We start from the raw sequence: 18,307 nt of genomic DNA on the forward strand, positions 1-18,307 counted from the left end.
TCACATCTGACGGGGTTCAGCCTTGATCAGGAAGAGACGGACCACGCTGTGCTCTTTCTGGGTGGTGCTGCGAAACAGACCGCCGATGAGCGGCAGATCACCGAGCAGGGGGATCTTGCGTACCCCCTGGGTGTGCTCATCCTGTACGAAGCCACCCAGCAGCAGGGCCTGACCGAGATTGAGGGTGGCCTGGGTGGCGATCTCCGCATTCTGGATCTGGGGCAGCGACTCGGTGCGGCTGATGGGCTCCCCCTGACGACCATCTTCGATGTTGAGGGTGAGCAGCACCTTGTTACCGCTCGCCTCATGAATGAGGCGGGGGGTGACCCGCATCAGAGCGCCGGCGGTGACCGACTCGAGCTTGGGGTTCTTCTCGCTCTCGAGCTTGGTATAGAAGGTGATGCTGCGATCGAGCACCGCCTGCACATTGTCCAGGGTCACCACAGAGGGGCGCGAGACGATGCGCGCCTTGGATTGCTGCTCCAGGGCGGAGAGGCGGACCATGAAATTGCCCGAGTTGGAGATGAGGGAGGAGAAGCTGTCGGAGTTCAGGCCGCCGCTGTTGAAGCTGACGCTACCGCCACCGATGCGGGCCGAGGCGGACCAGTCTATCCCCAGCTCGTTGATGTCCCCGGCATCCACATCGATGATGGCCACCGAGATCTCCACCAGGGTCGGACGCTGGTCGAGCTGGGGGAGCAGGCTCTTGTAGAGCCCCATGTTCTGCTGGCGATCCCGCACCAGCACGGCGTTTTGGCGCAGGTCGGCCGAGAAGGTGGGCAGGCCTCCGCCATCGATGGGGACCGGGCTCTTGTTGTCGGGCAGGGGGAGAGCGCGCCCCTGGGCCATCTCCCGCAAGACCGACACCACCCCGGGCACCACTACACTCTGATTGCGATAGCTGTAGCTGGTGTCGCTGGCACTGGCGTATTTGAGGGGGAAGACGGCCACCGTCTCCTTGTTTTGCTCTTGATTAAGGTCTTGATCGTCGAGCTGCTTGGCGAGGGTATTGACCTGGTTCAGGCAGGCCGGCACCCCGTTGACCTGCAGACTGTTGGAGCTGCCCACCTGGCGCACCTGGCAGGCGGCCCCGTCGAGCAGGCCACTGTGGCGCAGCAGGCGCGCCATGGCACCACCGCTCAGGTAGGCCGGCGAGAGCACCGCCTGCTCCATCTCCTGAGCCTTGTAGACGTAGAGGGTGTTGCCATCGTAGTAGGGGAGCAGTTGGTAGAGACGGGCCAGCTCGCTCAATACCCGGCCCCTGGGTTGGTCTTGCAGCTCACCGGCATAGGCCTCGGTGATGCGCGGGCTGACCACCACAGGCAGCCCGGAGTTGGCCCCCAGATCCCGCAGCACAGAGGCGAGCGGGGTATTCTGGCTGGAGACGAAGTAGGGGGCCCCCCGCCAGGGGATCGGCTGGGCCAGGGTCTGGGCGCAGAAGAGCCCGGTCCAGAGCAGGTGTAGCGCCTTGTGTTTCATGCAAACCTCCCGATGAAGGGGCGTGGTGGGGGCGAAGTGCGGGCCGCGGGGACCAGCAGTGCCGCCATGGCCAGTTGTTGCTTCAGAAGCAGCTCCAGCTCCACCTCGGTCAAGATCGCCGGATAGCGCCGCAGCAGCCACAGCTCCCCCTGCTCCAGATAAAGGGCGTCGTCACACGCCTCTGGCGTCGCCGCCAGCAGCAGGCAGGCCTGACGGGCTTGCTCGGGTGGCCAGGTCAGCGTCATGGCGATGCAGGGGCCGGTGGCAAAGTCGCGCCCCTTGAGGCGCCGTCCTTGCAGGGTGCCGGTGAGAGTCCGGTTACCCTGACTCCAGACGGGATGCGCTATCATCCTGGCCAGCCGCTGCAGGGCTTGTGGGGGAGTGAGGTCTCTGTTCATGGGATCATGATGGGAGGCAGGGGCTCCTTTTCGTATCGGGTGCACACCTGAATTGAGGCGAGAAAAAGGCCGCGCATGGCGCGGCCTCGGGATCAGGCAAAGCTATGGCGGCGTAGGGGTGGGCTTGTCGGATTTTGCAGTACATGGGCAAGCGCATCGATGAAGAGTGTTTTTTTCTTTTCGACTTCAGCCAGCAGTGCTCGTAGCTGTTGCTGATCTTGCTCCATTTGCTCGAGGGCGTGAGCGTGTGCCTGCAGATCCTGATTGACCTGGCCGAGGCGGCTCTGTAGGTCTGCATTCTCGATCTGCGCCTGGTCAAGGTGTGGCTGCAGCCGATCGACGGCCGCCTGGTGTCCCTGAAGCTGCCCGTGCAGACCCTGGGCCTCGAGCTTCTGTGCCTGTTGCTGCCCCCCTTTTCGAGTCGCATTGGCATTAACGCCCCCTGCCACTATCTCGATGGCCACCTTGCCCACCGTGATGGCCGGCATGGCATGAGCGAGAGCGGCAGGGGCGGCGACGGGAAGGAAACCACCGATGGCGACGGTGCTGACGGCCAGGGCACCACGGGTCAACAAAGAGGTATAGGTGGCGATCAGCTTGGCTTTTTCGTCCGAGGCGCCACAGCGTTTGCCCAGCCAGTGGATGGCGTTGCCCAGGGCGTCTGCTCCCATGGCGAGCCCTTCCCCCCCTTGTTTCTTGCTCTGCCAATCCTTGTAGGCACAGGCCACATCGCCTACCGCCATGGCAAAACCGACGCCGGCCAACGCCAGTAGTGGGATGCCGGCGCCGCCGGTGAGACCGGTCACCAGGGCGGCAGCTACCAATACGGCACTGGCGGCGACCAGGGTCAGCACCTTGGCGACAAAGCTGCGCTTGGCCATATCGACCCCGCACTGCCTGGCTTTCTGGGTTGCCTCGTCCGCAGTCTGTTGCAATTCATTGAGATTCGGGGCCTCCAGGTGGGCCTGCGAACGGGGTGGCTCCAGCCCCAAGCCATCGCACTGAATGCCGATATCTTGCTTCCCCTGGATCGGGGAGGGCTCGAGGTTGACTGCGTCTTGAGATAAGCGCAGTGAGGAAATGTGCTCCATCTATTGCTCCTAGTGATTGAGTGCGGCCAGCAGGGCTTCTGCCCGCTGGCGCAGCGCGTCGTAGCGCGGGTCCTGCTCTGCCTGCCCGAAGCAGAGGGCGATGACCGCATCGAGGGCATCGCGGGCCGCATCGGTTTCACCGAGTGCCAGTAGGCACTCGGCGATATGGAAAGGGGCGAAGGGATCATTGGCCTGCATCGCCAGGGTCTGGGAGAAGAGAGTCAGGGCATGGCGATACTCCCCCTGCTCCTTGAGGGCGCAGGCGAAGGCAAAGGGAAAGCGGCGATCCAGAGGTTGTTGCAGGGCGAGAAAGGCGAAGAGCCCGGTCGCCTCGTCACGCTCACCCCGGTTCCAGGCGTGATAGGCGCGCTCGTAGAGGCGCTCAAGCTCATCAGGAGGCGTCTGGTTGAGGGTCGCCAAGGTGGTGTTACCCTCCAGCAGTGCGAGGCAGTGCTGGAGTATGGTGTCGGTCTGTTCCTGCCGATCTGACGAATTCATGGTAAGTCTCTCCTCAAAATGATGGTGCCCAGCCTAATCACTTTGGCCGGGCACCCTTTTGGCAAAATGGCGTTTTCTTTCTGGTTTACGCCTTTGGCCGTGTTATTTCAGGAGCGTCTGATAGACGCTGTTAATGGAGTCATAACCGGCACTGTGGTAGGCCGCGTGTACACCAAACACGGCGTCTTGCAGAGCGTGGTTGCTGATGTCGTATCCCTGTCGGGAGAGGTTGCCCAAGAGGATGCCCAGTTGTTTGGTCCCCTCCCTGTGGTAATCACTCTTGACGAAGCCTGATGTGAGGCGGTTGACGGCATCGGATATGGCGTTGTCGTCAGGGTTGGCGTTTGGGGGGCCGGGTTGTATCGCCAGAAAGGCAGCCTGATGCTTGTCTCTTTGGTAGCGGGCATCTCTCAGGGCGCGATCCTCGTCGTCACTTCGGGGTGGCAGGGGGGGAAAGAGCTGGTCAAAGGTCTGTTGCCGCTGCGACTGCGACTGCGGGTTGGGTTGGGGGGGCTGAACCTGCTGCAGACTAGGTGGCGCAAGGGGTTGCTGGCGCTGTGGTTGGGGCAGTCGGCTTTGGATGTAGGTGGCTAGCGCCCGGGAGGTCTTGCCGTCACTTGATCCTTTACCGAACAGATAGTTGCGGCTGACGTCGGCATGATATTGCGCATCCCCCCCCCGACTGATGGTCACGGTATAGGTGTGTGAAAAACTGTTGTTACCCTTGGCGCTAAGGGTAAAGGTGGCAGGCATCTGCTGGTGTTGCAGCGTTGAGAGTTGTTGGTTCAGTTGGACACGTGCTGATTGGGAAAGAGACTCCATGATGCACCTCTCGGTTGTCAGTGGAAGGGTTAAGCCATCAGGCCATGGAAAAAGGGGCTTTGGTTGGGCTCGAGAGGGTTGCTTGTCGCCTCGAGCAACCGCGAGTCCCACTGCTCGGCGAGATCAAGCATTGAGGCAATCTCGTCGGCTAACAGGATGGACGCGCGAAGATCTCGCGTCCGGTAGAGGGTCAGGCGATCGCTGTCGGGATAGATGCCGATGCCATCACCGCCACGCATCGGCTCGAGGGCCTGATGAGCCAGATGCAGAAAGAGGGGGCGCGTCAACACATCGGGCAGCGGCTGACTACAACGCACCGTCAGGTGAAGCCTCATCCCGTCGGGATCCCTCAGCACAGTGACGAGATAGGCAGTGCCATCGTCCCGCTCCAGGGTCAGGGTCTCGACCCCACTCTGCTCTAAGCGGGCGTGGCTCCCCATGTGTGCGAGCTGCTGATCAATATCGGTATTCATCTATGGCTCCTTGGGTCAGTAACCAGTGATCGCCTGGCGCTCTCTGAGTTGGGTCATCGCACAAGAGGCCATAGACACAGATGTCATGGTGACCTTGCTCATTACGAAACAGCCCGCGCAAAGTACCCTCATGGCGAAAACCGAGCCGCTCGAGCAGGCGCCGAGAGCGGTGGTTGTCGGCTTGAACCCAGCTCTGGACCCGGTGCAGGGGATGGCCCAACACACCGGCAAACAGAGATGGCAACAGGCCAGAGAGGCAGCTCAGCATCAGCCCCTCTCCCCACAGGCGTGGAGATAGGGCATAGCTCAGCGTGATGATGCCAGCCTCTTGCTCCCAGTCGGTCAGGCGCACGACGCCGCACAGGGCCCTCTCCCCCTCCTGGCGCAGGGCACTGATCCGGCCCTGCTCGGAGGGAAAGGCCAACGCGTTGTCGAACCAGCGTCTGGCCGCGCGCTCCTCCATCCTGGCGGGGAGCCCGGTGAGGAGGGCAACCCTGGGGTCGGCATAGAGCGCCCGATAGGCCGGGTAGTCCGCTTCCACCAGGGTGTCCGGGTAGAGGGAGCGGCGGCTCAGTGACAGCGGTAGCGCAGCCATAGCTCGTCATCCAGCCGTACCGGTTGCGCCCCCTCGGCCAGCATCAGTTCACTCAGACGTCGCCGGGCCAGGTCGAGCTGCCGATCGTGGGAGGCCGGCAGGATCATGGCGTCGATATAGCGCAGGAGTGGCACCGAGCGAGTTAGTCTGCGCAGTAGAGTTATCAGGGCCAGTACGGCCTGGCCATCGCTCTCGCGGGCGGAAAAGTCGCACAGGATGAGACGCTCACCTTCCTGGCGGTAGACCAGCTGGAAGCGGGGCGTCTCGATCCGTTGCCCGGCCAGAAAGTCGCTGCCGAGGAAGCGCTCCGGGGCCGGGTGCAGCCCCTGGGTCTGCATAAAGCGGGTGACATCATCCATCTTCTTCTCCCCCTTAGGACATGCGCACGCTGCTGGAGAGGCGCTCATGGGCCTGGGTCAGGGTCGTCAGGATCTCGCGCAGGTCGCTGGAGACCTTGAGGGCCTTGTCCAGTGTCTCGTCGGCGCGCTTGAGTTGCTGCTCGGCCAGGCCATGCTGGTAGTCGGCCAGGGCCTGTCCCTCCTGGGCCTCACGGCTGGCCTGATTACCAAAGCTGACACCGGCAATCCCCTGGGCGATGCTGTCGATCCCGTGACCGACCCCACCGATGCCACTCAATCCCTCGGACTTGGCACTCAGAGCCCCAAACACCCCCTGGGCAACGCCGCCGACAATCTGGGCGATGGCCTGGGATTGCTTGGCATCAAAGTCTTTCTCGATGGCATCGAGACGGGTATTGAACGAGGTCTTCTGCATCTGGAAGGCGTTGTTTTGTTGGGTCTGCTGGTACTGGCGCAAGACGTCGCGCAGCTTGCCAAAGAGTTGCCCCAACTGAACCATCAGCTCGTTGAGCTGGCCGATGGCATCCCCCCCCTGATCCCCGGGGGTGGAGGTCAGGGTGCTCAGAGAGCCGACGGCGCTGGTGCTGTTATCGATGGTGTTCATGTTACGCTCCTTTTTCTCAGGCGATGTTGGCGGCAATGCTGCTGAGCATGGCGCCGGTCTTGAGCTGGGCATCGGATCCGGCAGAGAGGGCCTTGCCTGCCCCGTCCATCAGGTTGCCAATATCTTCTTTGGCCCGTTTCTTGATTTTTTCGAACTCGTCGAGCATGAACTGCATGAAGCTGCTCTCGTTGATCAGCGTCTGCACTATCTTCTGCAGCTCGGCCCGCTCCTTGGCGATCTCGCCCTGGAATACCCCATTGGCACCTTGCACGCTGGCGCGGGTGACTGCCTTGGCGATATTGGGGGCACTCTTGAGGCTGGCGGAGACGGCGGCGTGGATCACGGCCCGCTGCACCTCCTTGACCACCTGCTTGGTGAGTTCTTCGGCCGTGGCCTTGGCGCCGGACTCCATCGCCTTCTTGGCGGCAGTCTCGACGGCCTTGGTGACCATCTGTTCGATGGCCTGTTTGCTAAAGGCCTCCAGCAGGTGTCCCTGTCCCAGGAAGCGGGTGGTCTGCTCGGCGATGTTCTTGGCCACCTGCTCGGAGACCTGCTCTGCCACCTGCTTGCCCACTTCGGCGGCAGCGGTCTTGACGGCGGCCTCGCTGCCCTGGGCGACGGCCGTGTGGACGGCTTGTCCCGCGGCGCCCTCCATCACAGTCTCCGAGGTCTTGGCTACCGACTTGGCGGCCATGACGCCACGACCGACGCTCACCAGATCCACCATCATGCCGGCGATCTCGAAGGCGAGCTGAACCTTGCCGGCCACATCGGCGATCGCCTTGTACTTGTCGGCGTTGGCGGTATCGATGAGGGCCAGGGTCTCGCACGCCGCCTTGACCAGACCGGCGCAGCCGGCCGCCAGATCCATGGCCCCCCCGGCGTAGTCGCCGACGACCAGCTTGGCGACACCGCTGATCACCTCGGCAACCGAGACAATCCAGTCGACAATGGCGGAGAAGATGCCGGCCTTGTGCGCCTTCTGTTGATCCTCGATGGCCTTGTCGACCTGCTTGCGCAGGTCCTCGTTTTGGCGCAGGCGCAGGTTCTCGGCCCCCTGGGTGCGGATCTCCAGCGCGAGGGACTTGAGGTTGGCGTTGTCACCGAGGGATTTCACCCCCAGCAGTGCCGCCGCCAGGCTCATCGCCTCCATCGGCGTGCGCTCGATATCGGCCAGGGTGATGGGCTTGCCATCGACCCGGGGACCAAAGGCCTCCAGGATGCGGTTCAGTGCCCCTTCGGCCAGGCGCAGGGTCACCGGTTGGCGGGGAGGTGGTGGCGCATTGAGGGGATCACCACGGCCATGCTCCCGCTTGGGAAGCGGCGGCGCCAGAGGATCGAGGGCGCCGGCGCCGACCGGGGGCTGGCTGGCTGTCGGTGGCTCCAGCCCCTGCGGGTTGACCCCGAGCTGGGTGTTGCCATAGCGGGTCTCGGTGATGCTGTTCATGGCTGAACCTCCTGTACCAGTGCCGAGAGTTGGCGCTGGATCTCGCCCTTGATAACGAGGTGTTGCGGCTTGTCGGCGCACCACTTGAGCGCCGCCTGGAAGGCCTTGGCCGCCTGCTCCGGTTGGGCACGCTGGCGATAACTGAGGCCTGCCAGATAAGGAGGCTTGGGATCGTCGAGCCTGAGCAGTCCCGCCTGACCGAGGCAGAAGAGGGCCTGATCGTGCTCCTCGAGACGCTGACAACAGAGTCCCAGTGCCAACCAGTAGTCGTATTGCCAGTGGGAGAGGCGCGAGAGCAGCATGTAAAAGCGCTTGGCTCCGGCGTAATCCCCCGCCTCAAACAGCTGGCAGGCATAGGCATAGACATGGTCCAGGTCGACCGGGTCCAGATTGATCAGGGCCTGCAGCGTTCCCCCCTGATTGAGGAAGTCGCGCACCGTGGCCAGATCGTCTTGTTCTGTCATCTCATCCTCCTTAGCGGATGTTCTGGGCGATGGACTTGTTCATCTCGGCCAGCAGGGTCTGCATGCTGTTCACCAGGCTGACGCAGACGTTGTAAGACTGCATGGTCTTCTGGATCTGGAGCTGAGCCTGGGTGACAAAGTCGGAGCAGCGGCCGGAGTCGGTCTCGAGCGCCCCCTTGATCACATCCAGCTGACCCTTGTCCAGGCCTGCCGATGCATTTTTCAGGGTGTCGGCGATATGCTGCATATGCTCCTTGCTGACGTTCTGATAGCTCCGCATCCCGACCTCTGGAAGCCCCCAGATGTAGTCACAGCAACGCTGACCATCGACACGAACGTTGTGGTCATCCATGTAACGCACCACGTCTTGCCATTGGTCTGAACGCATTCCCAGCGGCCCTGACTGAGCGATATAGCCGAGCAGCTTGTCGAGGTAGGGGGATGCCGGATTATTGGCCCTGAGCCAGCTATCGATATCGCTGGTGGAGTTCTTGCCATCGTTCTGCACCGTGATGGCGATATGGTGGTCGCGCAGGTACTGGACGACGTCGGGCGGCAGTGCGGCCTTGTCGTCGGCCTTGGCCAGTTTGGAGAGGATGGCGTCGACCTGGTTGGCGGCCTGCTGGGAGTCCCGGGCGCGGTCGGCCTTGGCACTCATCTGGTCGTAGCGGACCTGGGCGAGATCCGAGAAGAGGGTCATGAACTTGTAGAGGACGCTTATCCCCTCGGACATCAGGTTGTCTCCCTCCCTGGCCTTGCGATCCACGTAGGCGTCGTAGCCACTGCCGGCGGCAATCGGAGGGCTGCCTGCGAAGTGGGTGGCAAAAGTCATGATGCGCTCCTTAACGGATGTTCTGGGCGATGGACTTGTTCATCTCGGCCAGCAGGGTCTGCATGCTGTTGATGAGGCTGACGCAGACGTTGTAGGACTGCATGGTCTTCTGGATCTGGAGCTGAGCCTGGGTCACAAAATCGGAGCAGCGGCCGGAGTCGGTTTCGAGCGCGCCCTTGATCACGTCCAGTTGGCCCTTGTCGAGCCCCTTGCCATCCGCGTGGCCGATGCTCTTGAGATAGCTGTCGATATCGCTGGTGGAGTTCTTGCCATCGTTTTGCACCGTGATGGCGATATGGTGATCGCGCAGGTACTGGATCACCTCGGGGGAAAGGTCTCCCTTGTCATCGGCCTTGGCCAGTCTGGAGATGATGGCGTCGACCTGATTGGCGGCCTGCTGGGAGTCTCGGGCGCGGTCGGCCTTGGCGCTCATCTGGTCATATTTACCCTGGGCCAGGTCCGAGAACAGGGTCATGAATTTATAGAGGACGCTGATCCCCTCGGACATCAGGTTGTCACCCTGGCCGGACTTGCGGTCCAGGTAGGCGTCATAGTCTGGAGAGGAAGTAACAGCAGAGGCGGTAGAGAAGTGAGTGGCGAAGCTCATGATGATCTCCTCGATCAGGGGTTAGATAAAACGGCGCCCAAGGGAAGGGGCCGCTTTGGCTGTGGTGCCAGCAGGCGATCCACTGCCGGGTTGCTTGAGGGAAGCCTCAAGGGAAGTGAAATGGGTCTGCAGTCGTCCCATGCACTCTCCCAGCTGTTCGCGCAGGGGACGCAGCTCCTGCTGCATGGCGCGGGAGAGACGCTCGAGACGCTGCTGCGCCTCGGGGTCATGGGGAGCCTTGGTCTTGAGGTCGGTGATCTCTTGTTGCAGGGCCTGGAAGGCGGCCATCTGCTCACCGAGCTTGTGCTGGCGAAGCTGCAGATCCTGCATCAGGTGTTGCAGGGGATGGGTGGATTGCTGGCTCATGGATATGACTCCTTTTGGTTGCCGATGGAGGGGATGCTAGGCCCCTCCCGGGGGGGGCGACTTTCGAGAAACTGCGCCCTCTTTGCTGTTTGGACGCGTGCGTTCCTGGTCTGTCTGATGGCCTCATTCTTGGCGCTTTGCTGTCGGGGCGGCATAGGGTGAAGACCTGAAACGGTCTTCAGGGGAGAGAAACGAGACGAGCCGCCCAAAGGGCGGCTCGTCGGTGAGAGACAGGCAAGGTTATGGCTGAGTGGTCAGACGCACGGCCCAACCGTCGTCCATACGTAGTAGCTCCCCTTCGGCCCACAGTTCGGCGCCTCGCAACAGACGCAGTGTCGGATAGGCCTGAGAAGTGACGGCGCACTCGAGATCCGGTACCCAGCTCGCCAGGGTGGCGGCATCCAGGCAGATCTTGCCCACCTCGACCATCAGTCGGGCCGTACCGGGCGGCGGGGCGCAGAACGGTTGACCGGGCAGCGCCCGCCCCAACTGCCCATCGATCAGTTGCAGCTGGGCACCCCCCAGGGGATGGAGCCAGAAGCGATCCGGCGTCTCACCCATGCCGTACAGGGGCAGGACCTCTCCGGCTCTGGTGGCGGTGAGCTCCTCCTCGGGCAGCTGACACCAACCCAGTTGCAGGCCAAGCTCGTGGACGCGATCCGGGCTGGGGGTGAGGGCGCTGAGCCAGCGATGGAGCAGCGCCGGCGGGACCGACTCCAGGCACAGGGGGAGTCGCCTGCCCTCGCTGCCGAGGGTGAGGCGCCAGCACAGGGCCGGCGCCTCGGCACGGCAGAGGGTGGCCGGTGCCAGGGACGGTAGTCCCTGGGCCTGCAGCCATTCATCAAGGGGCGCCAGTGTCCAGCTGGCCAGCAGGGGGTAGAGGCTCTCCTCTATCTGCGCCAGTGAGGGGGTCACCAACTGGGGATCCAGCCAGGCGCACCAGGCAGCCTCGCCGATCCAGAGGTGCAGCTCGCTCCCGTCACAATGGGTGGTCAGGCGCAGGCCTTGGCCGGTGGGGCGTGACAGATCCGCCTCCAGCTCGAGCGCACCCAGGCGCGAAGTGGCGCCAATCCGGCTGAGGCGAAACAGGGGAGCCTCGCTGCCCCAGCGGCTAGTTGTCATGCTCTACCTCCACGGTGACCGGTATCTCCAGCAGGGTCGAGAGTGCCTCTTCCAGCCCCTTGCCTCGCCCGCAGAGGCGCTGCGCCACACTGGCTGACGGTGCCGTCAGGCGCATGACCAGCCGTCCCCCTTGCCAGCCGGCATTGATCATCAGGCCTGCGAGGGGACCGCTGACTGCCCTCAGTTGCAGTGTCTCGGGCAGGGAGGGGGGGCATAGTGCTGTCTCATGCTCCCGAGGTGGTGGTACCGGGATGGGGCCGGTAGCCGGGGGCGATTCATGACAGGAAGGGGCGCTGGCGTGCAGGGTCGGTAGCGGCGCGTCGCCCAGCAGGGACTGAAAGCGCTCGACGCACTCTTCCCGAGGGCGTTGCTCCTCGTCTCTTTGCTGCTGACGACGGGTGGACAGGCAATGGGTGGGTGTGATCATGGAGCCTCCTCCAGCAGTTGTAATTTTTCCTGTTCGCGCAGGTTGAGCCTGAGTCGGGTCTCCTGCTCTGCGCGCAGTTGGTTCAGGCGTCCCTGCTCGGCGATCAGCGCATCCTGCTCGTGGGCCAGCCGCTCGACCTCGCTCTCCAGAGTACAGAGGGTGGCGCGCAGGCGGCTCAGGGTCGCCTGGTTCATACACCCGGCCTGCTGGGTCAGTTGGCGCCACTGCTGGTGCAGCTCGGCCTGGCGACTGTTCAGGTGTTGCTGACGCAGCCGCAGGCTCTGCAGCTCTTCGCCCAGACGGGCCAGTGTGGTGCGCAGTCCTCGCTCCCGTCGCCGTTTGATATCGAGTAACTGTCTCAGCATGGGAGCCCCACGGCGTCAGAGAGGGTCACCAGGGTCTGGGTCAGGGCCGTCGGTTCGTCGACCCGCTGACAGAGCAGTGCCGTGATGGCCGGTCGCCGGGCGATGGCATCGTCCGCCTCCGGGTCCTGTCCTTCCTTGTATTCTCCCACCCTGACCAACAGCTCCACCTCTTGCCAGGCGGCGAGCAGGTGGCGCAGACGGCCGGCCGCCTCCCGATGGGGACGCGTCGTGACCTGATTCATCACCCGGCTGATGCTGGCCAGCACGTCGATGGCCGGATAGTGGTTCGCCTCGGCCAGGCGACGGGAGAGCACTATGTGCCCGTCGAGCAGGGAGCGAACCTCTTCGGCCAGGGGATCGCCCTTCTCCTCCATCAGTACGGTATAGAAGGCGGTGATACTGCCGCGCGCAGCCGGACCGGCTCGCTCCAGCAGGCGCGGAAGGCGGGCGTAGAGACTGGGGGGGTAGCCCGAGCCCACCATGGGTTCGCCGGCGGCCAGCGCAATTTCGCGAATGGCCCGGGTGTAGCGGGTCAGAGAGTCCACCAGTAGCAGCACCCGGCGACCCTGGTCGCGAAAGTACTCGGCGATGGTGGTGGCGGTTGCCGCCGCCTTGAGGCGCTCCAGCGCGGGGCGATCCGAGGTGGCCAGTACCACCACGCTGCGCTCGCGCAGGGCCGGGGTCATCACCTGCTCGAGAAACTCCCGCACCTCACGCCCCCGCTCGCCGATGAGGGCCAGCACCACCACCTCGACATCGCTGTTGGCGGCCAGCATGCCAAGCAGGGTGCTCTTGCCGCAGCCGGCCGGGGCGAAGATGCCGAGGCGTTGACCCACCCCGACGGTCAGGGTGGCATCGATGGCGCGCACGCCCATGGGCAGGGGGGTATCGATAAGGGTGCGGGCCAGCGGCTCGGGCGGCTCGGCCTCGAGAGGTTTCCACCCCTCGATGTCGGGGGCGGGGAGCCGGTCGGCGGGGCGTCCCAGGGCATCGACGACCCGTCCTAGCAGGGCTGGACCGACGCCGATCCGAGCCCGCTCTCCGGTGGGGGAGACCAGCATACCGCAGGCCAACCCCAGGGGCTCCCGATAGGGGGAGAGCAGGGCCTGCTCCCCCTCCAGGGCCACCACCTCGGCCGGGCTGCCGCCTGGCAGGGTGCAGAGTTCCCCCAGGCCGACGCCGGGCAGATGGGCCCGCAGCAGTGTGGTGCCCACCGTGAGGATGCGTCCCTCCAGGCGTTCATGGGACGCAGAGGCGAGGATGGGGTGGGGCAGAGCCCCCAGGATCTGGTGATAATCAGGCAGCCGCATGGGTCTCTCCTATCAGCTCTATGTGTCCCAGTACCTTGAGTTCGGCTTCGTCATCGATCTCCTGAAACGAGAGGACCGGGGTGGTGAAGAGATCCTTTTCGATGAGCTTGCGGATGAATCGGCGCACGTCGATGGCGGTCACCAGGGCGGTGCCCGGACCGCCAGTACGAGCGAGTGCGGAGCGGATCTCGCCGAGGATGGCCTGATTCTCCTCCGGGCTCAGGGCCGAGTAGGAGCCGGCCGACGTTTGGCGAATCGACTCGCGCATCAGTTGCTCGATATGGCCGCCGACCAGCCAGGCTCGCACCCAGGGCTGGCCCCGGCGCTGGCGACCGACAATATGGCGACGCAGGGCCAGGCGGGCATATTCCGTCAACATGACCGGGTCTTTCTCCCGGGGGGCCCACTCCACCAGCGCCTCGAAGATGGCCCGCAGATCGCGCACCGAGACCCCCTCCGCCACCAGGCGTTGCAGCACGTCGGCAACCCGGGCCACCGGCAGCTGGCGCTGCAGCTCCTTGACCAGTTCCCCGTAGCGTTGCTCCATCTGATCCATCAGGTAGCGCGCCTCCTGCACCCCGATAAGCTCGGCCCCGTAGCGGTCGAGGGCGACAGACACCAGGTGGACGATCCGCGCCTGCCCCTGATGGCACTGCAGCCCCATGCCGGAGATAGCGGCGGCCTGCTCCGGGCTGACCCACTGCAGGGTGAGTCCACCGAAGGGGAGGGGATCGCGCTGGCTCACCTGTTTTATCTCCGGGCTGGCGAGATCGAGCAGTGGCAAGGGTGGCAGGGCCAGGGAGAGGATGGGCTCCTGATAGAGCAGCAGCGAGAAGTGACCGGGTGCCAGAGCGGGATCCCCTTGCAGCTGGATATCGGGCAGCGGCAGCCCCAGTTGCTCGAGCTTGTCCAGGCGCAGGGCGGAGAGTGCCTGGCGCAGCTGACCATCGCGCGCCTCATCGGGGGAAAGGCGCAGCAGCAAGGGGGTGGCGCCTATGGTCAGGGGGGCACTGTCGGCACTCGCCTCATCCCCGTGCAACTGGGCTGCTGCGGCGCTATTGCCCCCTTCGCGGCTGAGCCGGTAGGTGATGCCGGCGACCAGGGCGGCCAGGGAGAGGAAGACCAGGGTGGGGAAACCGGGTAGGCAGGCAAAAAGCACCAGCACGGCCGAGACGATCCAGAGTGCCTGGCGCTGGCGCAGGATCTGCTCCGAGAGCTCGCTGGCCAGGTTGCGTCTCTGCTCCCCGGGCACCCGGGTGACTATGATACCGGCTGCGATGGAGATGAGCAGGGCCGGGATCTGGGCTATCAGCCCATCCCCCACCGAGAGGATGGCGTAGGTCGAGGCGGCCTCGCCGGCACTCATGTCGTGCATGAAGACGCCGACCCCGATCCCGCCGAAGATATTGACCAGGATGACGATGATAGAGGCGATGGCATCCCCCTTGACGAACTTCATCGCCCCGTCCATGGCCCCGTAGAGTTGGCTCTCCTTCTGGACCATGGCCCGCTGGCGGCGAGCCTCGTTGGCATCGATGATGCCGGCCCGCATGTCGCCGTCGATACTCATCTGCTTGCCGGGCATGCCATCGAGGGAGAAGCGGGCACTGACTTCGGCCACTCGCTCCGACCCCTTGGTGATGACGATAAACTGCACCACCGTGATGATGGCAAAGACGATGAGGCCCACCGCCAGGTTTCCCCCCACGGCGAAGTTGCCGAAGGTGTAGACGATCTCCCCGGCATCGTGTTGCAGCAAGATGAGACGACTGGTGCTGATGGTGAGGGCCAGCCGGTAGAGGGTGGTGATGAGCAGCACGGCAGGAAAGGCAGAGAACTCCATCGGCTCGCGGATATAGACCGCCATCATCAGCAGGGTGATCGAGAGAGTGAGGTTGATGGCGATCAGCACATCCACCAGCAGGGTGGGCAGGGGCACTATCATCATGAAGATGGCCAGCAGCAGCATGGCGGCCAGGATCACATCCTGCCGTGCGGCGATCCCCTGTAACCAGCGATTGAGCGTTTTCATCGGTGTGCTCCACAACGTGATCTTGTCAGGGTTTAGCTTGAGGGCAGAGGTGGGGGGGGCGGTATAGGGTCAAGACCTGAACCCTATGCCGTTGACGTCACCCTCTCGGTGCCTTCACTGGCGCTATTCCTCTTGCGATACTCGAGATAACGCCCGGTCGAGCAGTAGCCGTTGGCGCCGCACCAGTTCGGCCCACTGCTCGGCGCCGCTGTCGGGGGGGGCCAGGGCCGAGAGCCAGAGGGAGGCGCCGCTAAGCCAGGCCCGCAGCGGGATGCCGGCCCCCGCATCCGGTTGCAGCAGAGAGAGCAGGCGCAGCAGCGTCTCTTGCCGATCCTGTCGGGAGAGGGGACGGCACAGGCTGACCCTGGCACGGCCCTGGCTTTGCTCCAGATAGAGGGTCTCGCCGGCTCGTGGCAGGGTGAGGCGCAGAGCAGCCGCTTGACCCTTGGCTCCCATCAACCTCAACCAGAGCTCGGTCTGGCGTTGCCATTGCAGATCCATGATGTATCTCCTGTTGGGTGAAGCCATCATGGGGCCCGGCTGCTCGCTGTGGGATAGGGTGAATACCTGATGTTGGCCGCACGTCGCGACGATGAGAAACGCCCGGCACGGGTCGGCCGGGCGTTGAGGGACCGCCTTATCGGCAATGGGACTGGAAGAGCTCGGACATCAGATCGGTTGCGGCACCGGCGCCAAACAGATGGCCGGCATCTCGCTGCCCTATACCCAAGACGTTGTGGTCACGCAGAGATTGCCCCATGTAGGTCAGGGTGCCTTCGATCACTTCGACCGAACTGTGATAACCCAAACCGACCAGGAAGGCCCCGGCGCCAGCCGCTCGGGCTCTTAGTTGCTCTTGCTCGGCGGGGGTTCGGTTCTGCATGGGGTCGTATTGATGCTCGCTGTGGAGCCTGCCAACGAACTGCTGTTCCGGGGCCTCGCCCCGCAGCATGTCCCAAGTCTGCAGAATCTCGGCGGGGGAGCCGGACATGTGCCCCGCAAAGGGCTCTATGGTTTCATCTACGCGTTGTGCAGATATGTGTGCCACGTCCCACTTGGTGGGCGGGATACGGCTGTCACGGGGCACATCGAGTAGGTCATCGGCCTCCTCTCCCAGGTTGTGTATACCGGTACGGAAGACATGCTCGGCCTGAGGCCGGCTTCTTTCCGCCTTCTTGTCCGGCCCCACGGCGGAGGAGCCTCCCCGCTCTTGCACCTCTTGGATCGACCCTCCGGAGGGAGGTGTGAGGCCGGCATTTACCAAGGCCTGGGCAAGACCGTCACGCAAGCGTACCGAGGCCTCTTGCGAGCGTTCTGTCCCCGTGGTGGCACCGGTGGCCGCGTACAGGGCGCCGATGTCGCCCATCAGGGCGATGACGATGGACCTGTCGTGCCCGGAGGCATGGCTGGGCATCTGGTCGACCCGGTTGAGCACCTGCAGTAGATCGGAGGGGGTGGCGTGGGGCATCAGGCCTTCCGCTCCGAACAAACGGGCGCCAAGCGCCGCCTGATCGCCCTGATCGAGTGACTCGTAGACCTGATACAGCTTGTTGGCGGCCTGGCTGAGCTCATGGCTCAAGGTGGTCCCCGGTTCGTATAGCACTTGCCTGGCTGAGGCCGTTTGCACCAAGGCGAGCTGACGGGTGTCGCCGCTATCTTGCGAACGGATGGACGGATCGATATGAACGGTCGGGATGTTGAGACGAATTTCCATAGTAATCTCCAAAAGAGAGTGGAATTGGGTACCCGTTGGTTGGGTAAGGAGGCTCACTTGCTTCCTTGGTCTCATTCTTCTCTGCCGTCGTGGAACCTGCCCTAGGGTTAATACCTGAACTGATGACTCGTCGGGGAAATGCGGCGCCACGCTTTCCAATTTCAAGCGGTGTGATGTTGATGGCGTCTGTCGGCCCGCCCATCGGGGGATGCCCACTCGCCTCTTTCAAGACCTGGTCCGACAGTGTGATGGTGTGGTCGTTACCGCCGCCGTGATGGGGGGCGGTGCGCGTTGTGCCAGCTCAGGTCTTCACCCTATGGGGTAGAGGGCCCCTGGTGAGCACAATGGGGGCATACCCTGGCGGAGAACCCATCATGTCCCTGACAGAACAACCTGCCGAGCTGATTGCCCTGCTGGCCACTCTCTCCCTGCTGCCCCTGCTGGTGGTGATGGGAACCTCGTTTCTCAAACTCTCGGTGGTGTTTGCCCTGCTGCGCAATGCCCTCGGGATCCAGCAGATCCCCCCCAACATCGCCCTCTACGGTCTGGCGCTGATCCTGACGCTCTTTGTCATGACGCCGGTGGGAACGGCGGTGCAGGAGCGGGTGGCGGCCTCGCCGGCCGAGCCCGGGGCCGGGTTGCTGACCCGCCTCTCCGACAACACCCTGGATCCCTATCGCCACTTTCTGCGCCAGCATACGGCCCCGGCCCAGTTGCGTTTCTTTCGCGATGCGGCTCGCAAGAGCTGGCCTGACAGCATACGGGAGAAGGTCAGTGATGACTCACTGCTGCTTCTGATGCCGGCCTTCGCCGTGAGCCAGCTTATCGAGGCATTCAAGATTGGCCTGCTGCTCTTTCTCCCCTTCATCGCAATCGATCTCATCGTCTCCAACGTGCTGCTCGCCATGGGGATGATGATGGTCTCACCCATGACCATCTCCATGCCCTTCAAGCTGCTGGTGTTCGTGCTGGTGGGTGGGTGGGACCGACTGCTCGGCCAACTGCTGCTCTCATACCACTGAGGAGGTCATCATGGGTGAGGCGCAAATCGTTCAACTGGCTGGCGAGCTGCTCTGGCTGGTGCTGGTGTTGTCACTGCCTGTGGTGCTGGTGGCCTCCCTGGTCGGCATCCTGGTTGGCCTGGTGCAGGCGCTGACCCAGATCCAGGATCAGACCGTCGCCTTCGTCATCAAGCTGGTGTGTGCCTGCATAACCCTGGCCCTGACCCACCACTGGATGGGAGAGGCCCTGCTCGGGTACGCGGCAAGAACCCTGGATCTGATTGGCCAGATGGGGAGCTAG

At 63.7% G+C, this 18,307-nt stretch carries 23 protein-coding genes; 2 read left to right on the plus strand and 21 right to left on the minus strand.

Translation table 11 applies throughout. The features are described from left to right. The 21 genes from BN1121_RS11475 to BN1121_RS11575 form a co-directional block, all read right to left on the minus strand. Entirely contained in the window at positions 1–1,479 is a 1,479-nt protein-coding gene (locus BN1121_RS11475; protein WP_043597806.1) for an EscC/YscC/HrcC family type III secretion system outer membrane ring protein, read from the minus strand. Further along, the gene (locus BN1121_RS11480; protein WP_005356758.1) at positions 1,476–1,877 is read right to left on the minus strand and encodes a hypothetical protein; all 402 of its coding nucleotides are present in this window, start codon (positions 1,875–1,877) and stop codon (positions 1,476–1,478) included. The genes BN1121_RS11475 and BN1121_RS11480 overlap by 4 nt, the downstream gene beginning before the upstream one ends. Before the next feature lie 92 nt (positions 1,878–1,969). Further along, positions 1,970–2,968: a hypothetical protein gene (locus tag BN1121_RS11485; RefSeq protein ID WP_005356761.1), complete on the minus strand. Its 999-nt coding sequence runs from the start codon at positions 2,966–2,968 to the stop codon at positions 1,970–1,972. 9 nt (positions 2,969–2,977) lie between these two features. Further along, positions 2,978–3,466 (minus strand): SycD/LcrH family type III secretion system chaperone, encoded by a 489-nt coding sequence (locus BN1121_RS11490; RefSeq protein ID WP_005356763.1) that lies wholly within the window; start codon positions 3,464–3,466, stop codon positions 2,978–2,980. Between the two features lie 102 nt (positions 3,467–3,568). After that, positions 3,569–4,288 (minus strand): hypothetical protein, encoded by a 720-nt coding sequence (locus BN1121_RS11495; RefSeq protein WP_231553029.1) that lies wholly within the window; start codon positions 4,286–4,288, stop codon positions 3,569–3,571. 29 nt (positions 4,289–4,317) lie between these two features. Continuing rightward, entirely contained in the window at positions 4,318–4,761 is a 444-nt protein-coding gene (locus tag BN1121_RS11500) for a CesT family type III secretion system chaperone (RefSeq protein ID WP_005356770.1), read from the minus strand. Further along, positions 4,745–5,356, minus strand: a complete 612-nt coding sequence (locus BN1121_RS19040; RefSeq protein WP_005356774.1) for a GNAT family N-acetyltransferase — start codon at positions 5,354–5,356, stop codon at positions 4,745–4,747. The genes BN1121_RS11500 and BN1121_RS19040 overlap by 17 nt, the downstream gene beginning before the upstream one ends. Further along, positions 5,332–5,715: a type III secretion system effector protein SseE gene (gene sseE / locus BN1121_RS11510; RefSeq protein ID WP_005356777.1), complete on the minus strand. Its 384-nt coding sequence runs from the start codon at positions 5,713–5,715 to the stop codon at positions 5,332–5,334. Before sseE ends, BN1121_RS19040 begins: the two co-directional genes overlap by 25 nt. A gap of 13 nt (positions 5,716–5,728) precedes the next feature. Beyond that, the gene (gene sseD / locus BN1121_RS11515; RefSeq protein WP_005356779.1) at positions 5,729–6,319 is read right to left on the minus strand and encodes a type III secretion system translocon protein SseD; all 591 of its coding nucleotides are present in this window, start codon (positions 6,317–6,319) and stop codon (positions 5,729–5,731) included. A 16-nt stretch (positions 6,320–6,335) separates the two neighbouring features. Beyond that, complete coding sequence (locus BN1121_RS11520; protein WP_005356783.1) at positions 6,336–7,766, minus strand: type III secretion system translocon protein; 1,431 nt, start codon at positions 7,764–7,766, stop codon at positions 6,336–6,338. Further along, complete coding sequence (locus BN1121_RS11525; RefSeq protein ID WP_005356785.1) at positions 7,763–8,230, minus strand: SycD/LcrH family type III secretion system chaperone; 468 nt, start codon at positions 8,228–8,230, stop codon at positions 7,763–7,765. Before BN1121_RS11525 ends, BN1121_RS11520 begins: the two co-directional genes overlap by 4 nt. Positions 8,231–8,240: 10 nt before the next feature. Next, positions 8,241–9,062 (minus strand): EspA family secreted protein, encoded by an 822-nt coding sequence (locus tag BN1121_RS11530; RefSeq protein WP_005356788.1) that lies wholly within the window; start codon positions 9,060–9,062, stop codon positions 8,241–8,243. A 10-nt stretch (positions 9,063–9,072) separates the two neighbouring features. Continuing rightward, positions 9,073–9,669, minus strand: coding sequence for a type III secretion system translocon protein SseB (sseB, locus tag BN1121_RS11535; RefSeq protein WP_005356791.1), 597 nt, complete (start codon positions 9,667–9,669; stop codon positions 9,073–9,075). 21 nt (positions 9,670–9,690) lie between these two features. Beyond that, complete coding sequence (locus BN1121_RS11540; RefSeq protein ID WP_005356794.1) at positions 9,691–10,035, minus strand: hypothetical protein; 345 nt, start codon at positions 10,033–10,035, stop codon at positions 9,691–9,693. Between the two features lie 240 nt (positions 10,036–10,275). Continuing rightward, complete coding sequence (locus BN1121_RS11545; protein WP_005356796.1) at positions 10,276–11,157, minus strand: type III secretion system protein SepQ; 882 nt, start codon at positions 11,155–11,157, stop codon at positions 10,276–10,278. Further along, a complete protein-coding gene (locus BN1121_RS11550) occupies positions 11,147–11,584 on the minus strand; it encodes a hypothetical protein (RefSeq protein WP_005356797.1) in 438 nt (145 codons plus the stop codon). The genes BN1121_RS11545 and BN1121_RS11550 overlap by 11 nt, the downstream gene beginning before the upstream one ends. Continuing rightward, the gene (locus BN1121_RS11555) at positions 11,581–11,949 is read right to left on the minus strand and encodes a hypothetical protein (RefSeq protein ID WP_005356799.1); all 369 of its coding nucleotides are present in this window, start codon (positions 11,947–11,949) and stop codon (positions 11,581–11,583) included. Before BN1121_RS11555 ends, BN1121_RS11550 begins: the two co-directional genes overlap by 4 nt. After that, positions 11,943–13,259 carry a FliI/YscN family ATPase gene (locus BN1121_RS11560; protein WP_005356801.1) on the minus strand — a complete coding sequence of 439 codons (1,317 nt, stop codon included), beginning with the start codon at positions 13,257–13,259 and terminating at the stop codon, positions 11,943–11,945. The genes BN1121_RS11555 and BN1121_RS11560 overlap by 7 nt, the downstream gene beginning before the upstream one ends. After that, entirely contained in the window at positions 13,246–15,291 is a 2,046-nt protein-coding gene (locus tag BN1121_RS11565) for an EscV/YscV/HrcV family type III secretion system export apparatus protein (RefSeq protein WP_005356803.1), read from the minus strand. Before BN1121_RS11565 ends, BN1121_RS11560 begins: the two co-directional genes overlap by 14 nt. A gap of 123 nt (positions 15,292–15,414) precedes the next feature. Continuing rightward, on the minus strand, positions 15,415–15,792 hold the full coding sequence (locus BN1121_RS11570) for a hypothetical protein (protein ID WP_043597811.1): 378 nt from the start codon (positions 15,790–15,792) through the stop codon (positions 15,415–15,417). 136 nt (positions 15,793–15,928) lie between these two features. Continuing rightward, positions 15,929–17,005 carry a hypothetical protein gene (locus tag BN1121_RS11575; RefSeq protein WP_005356810.1) on the minus strand — a complete coding sequence of 359 codons (1,077 nt, stop codon included), beginning with the start codon at positions 17,003–17,005 and terminating at the stop codon, positions 15,929–15,931. Positions 17,006–17,379: 374 nt separating this feature from the next. On the opposite strand from BN1121_RS11575, the gene sctR reads away from it, so the two are divergent. Together sctR and sctS are read left to right on the plus strand one after the other, a co-directional pair. Continuing rightward, complete coding sequence (gene sctR, locus BN1121_RS11580; protein WP_005356827.1) at positions 17,380–18,027, plus strand: type III secretion system export apparatus subunit SctR; 648 nt, start codon at positions 17,380–17,382, stop codon at positions 18,025–18,027. Between the two features lie 10 nt (positions 18,028–18,037). After that, entirely contained in the window at positions 18,038–18,307 is a 270-nt protein-coding gene (gene sctS, locus BN1121_RS11585; protein ID WP_005356828.1) for a type III secretion system export apparatus subunit SctS, read from the plus strand.

The sequence above is a fragment of the Aeromonas diversa CDC 2478-85 genome (assembly GCF_000819805.1).
Classification (GTDB): domain Bacteria; phylum Pseudomonadota; class Gammaproteobacteria; order Enterobacterales; family Aeromonadaceae; genus Aeromonas; species Aeromonas diversa.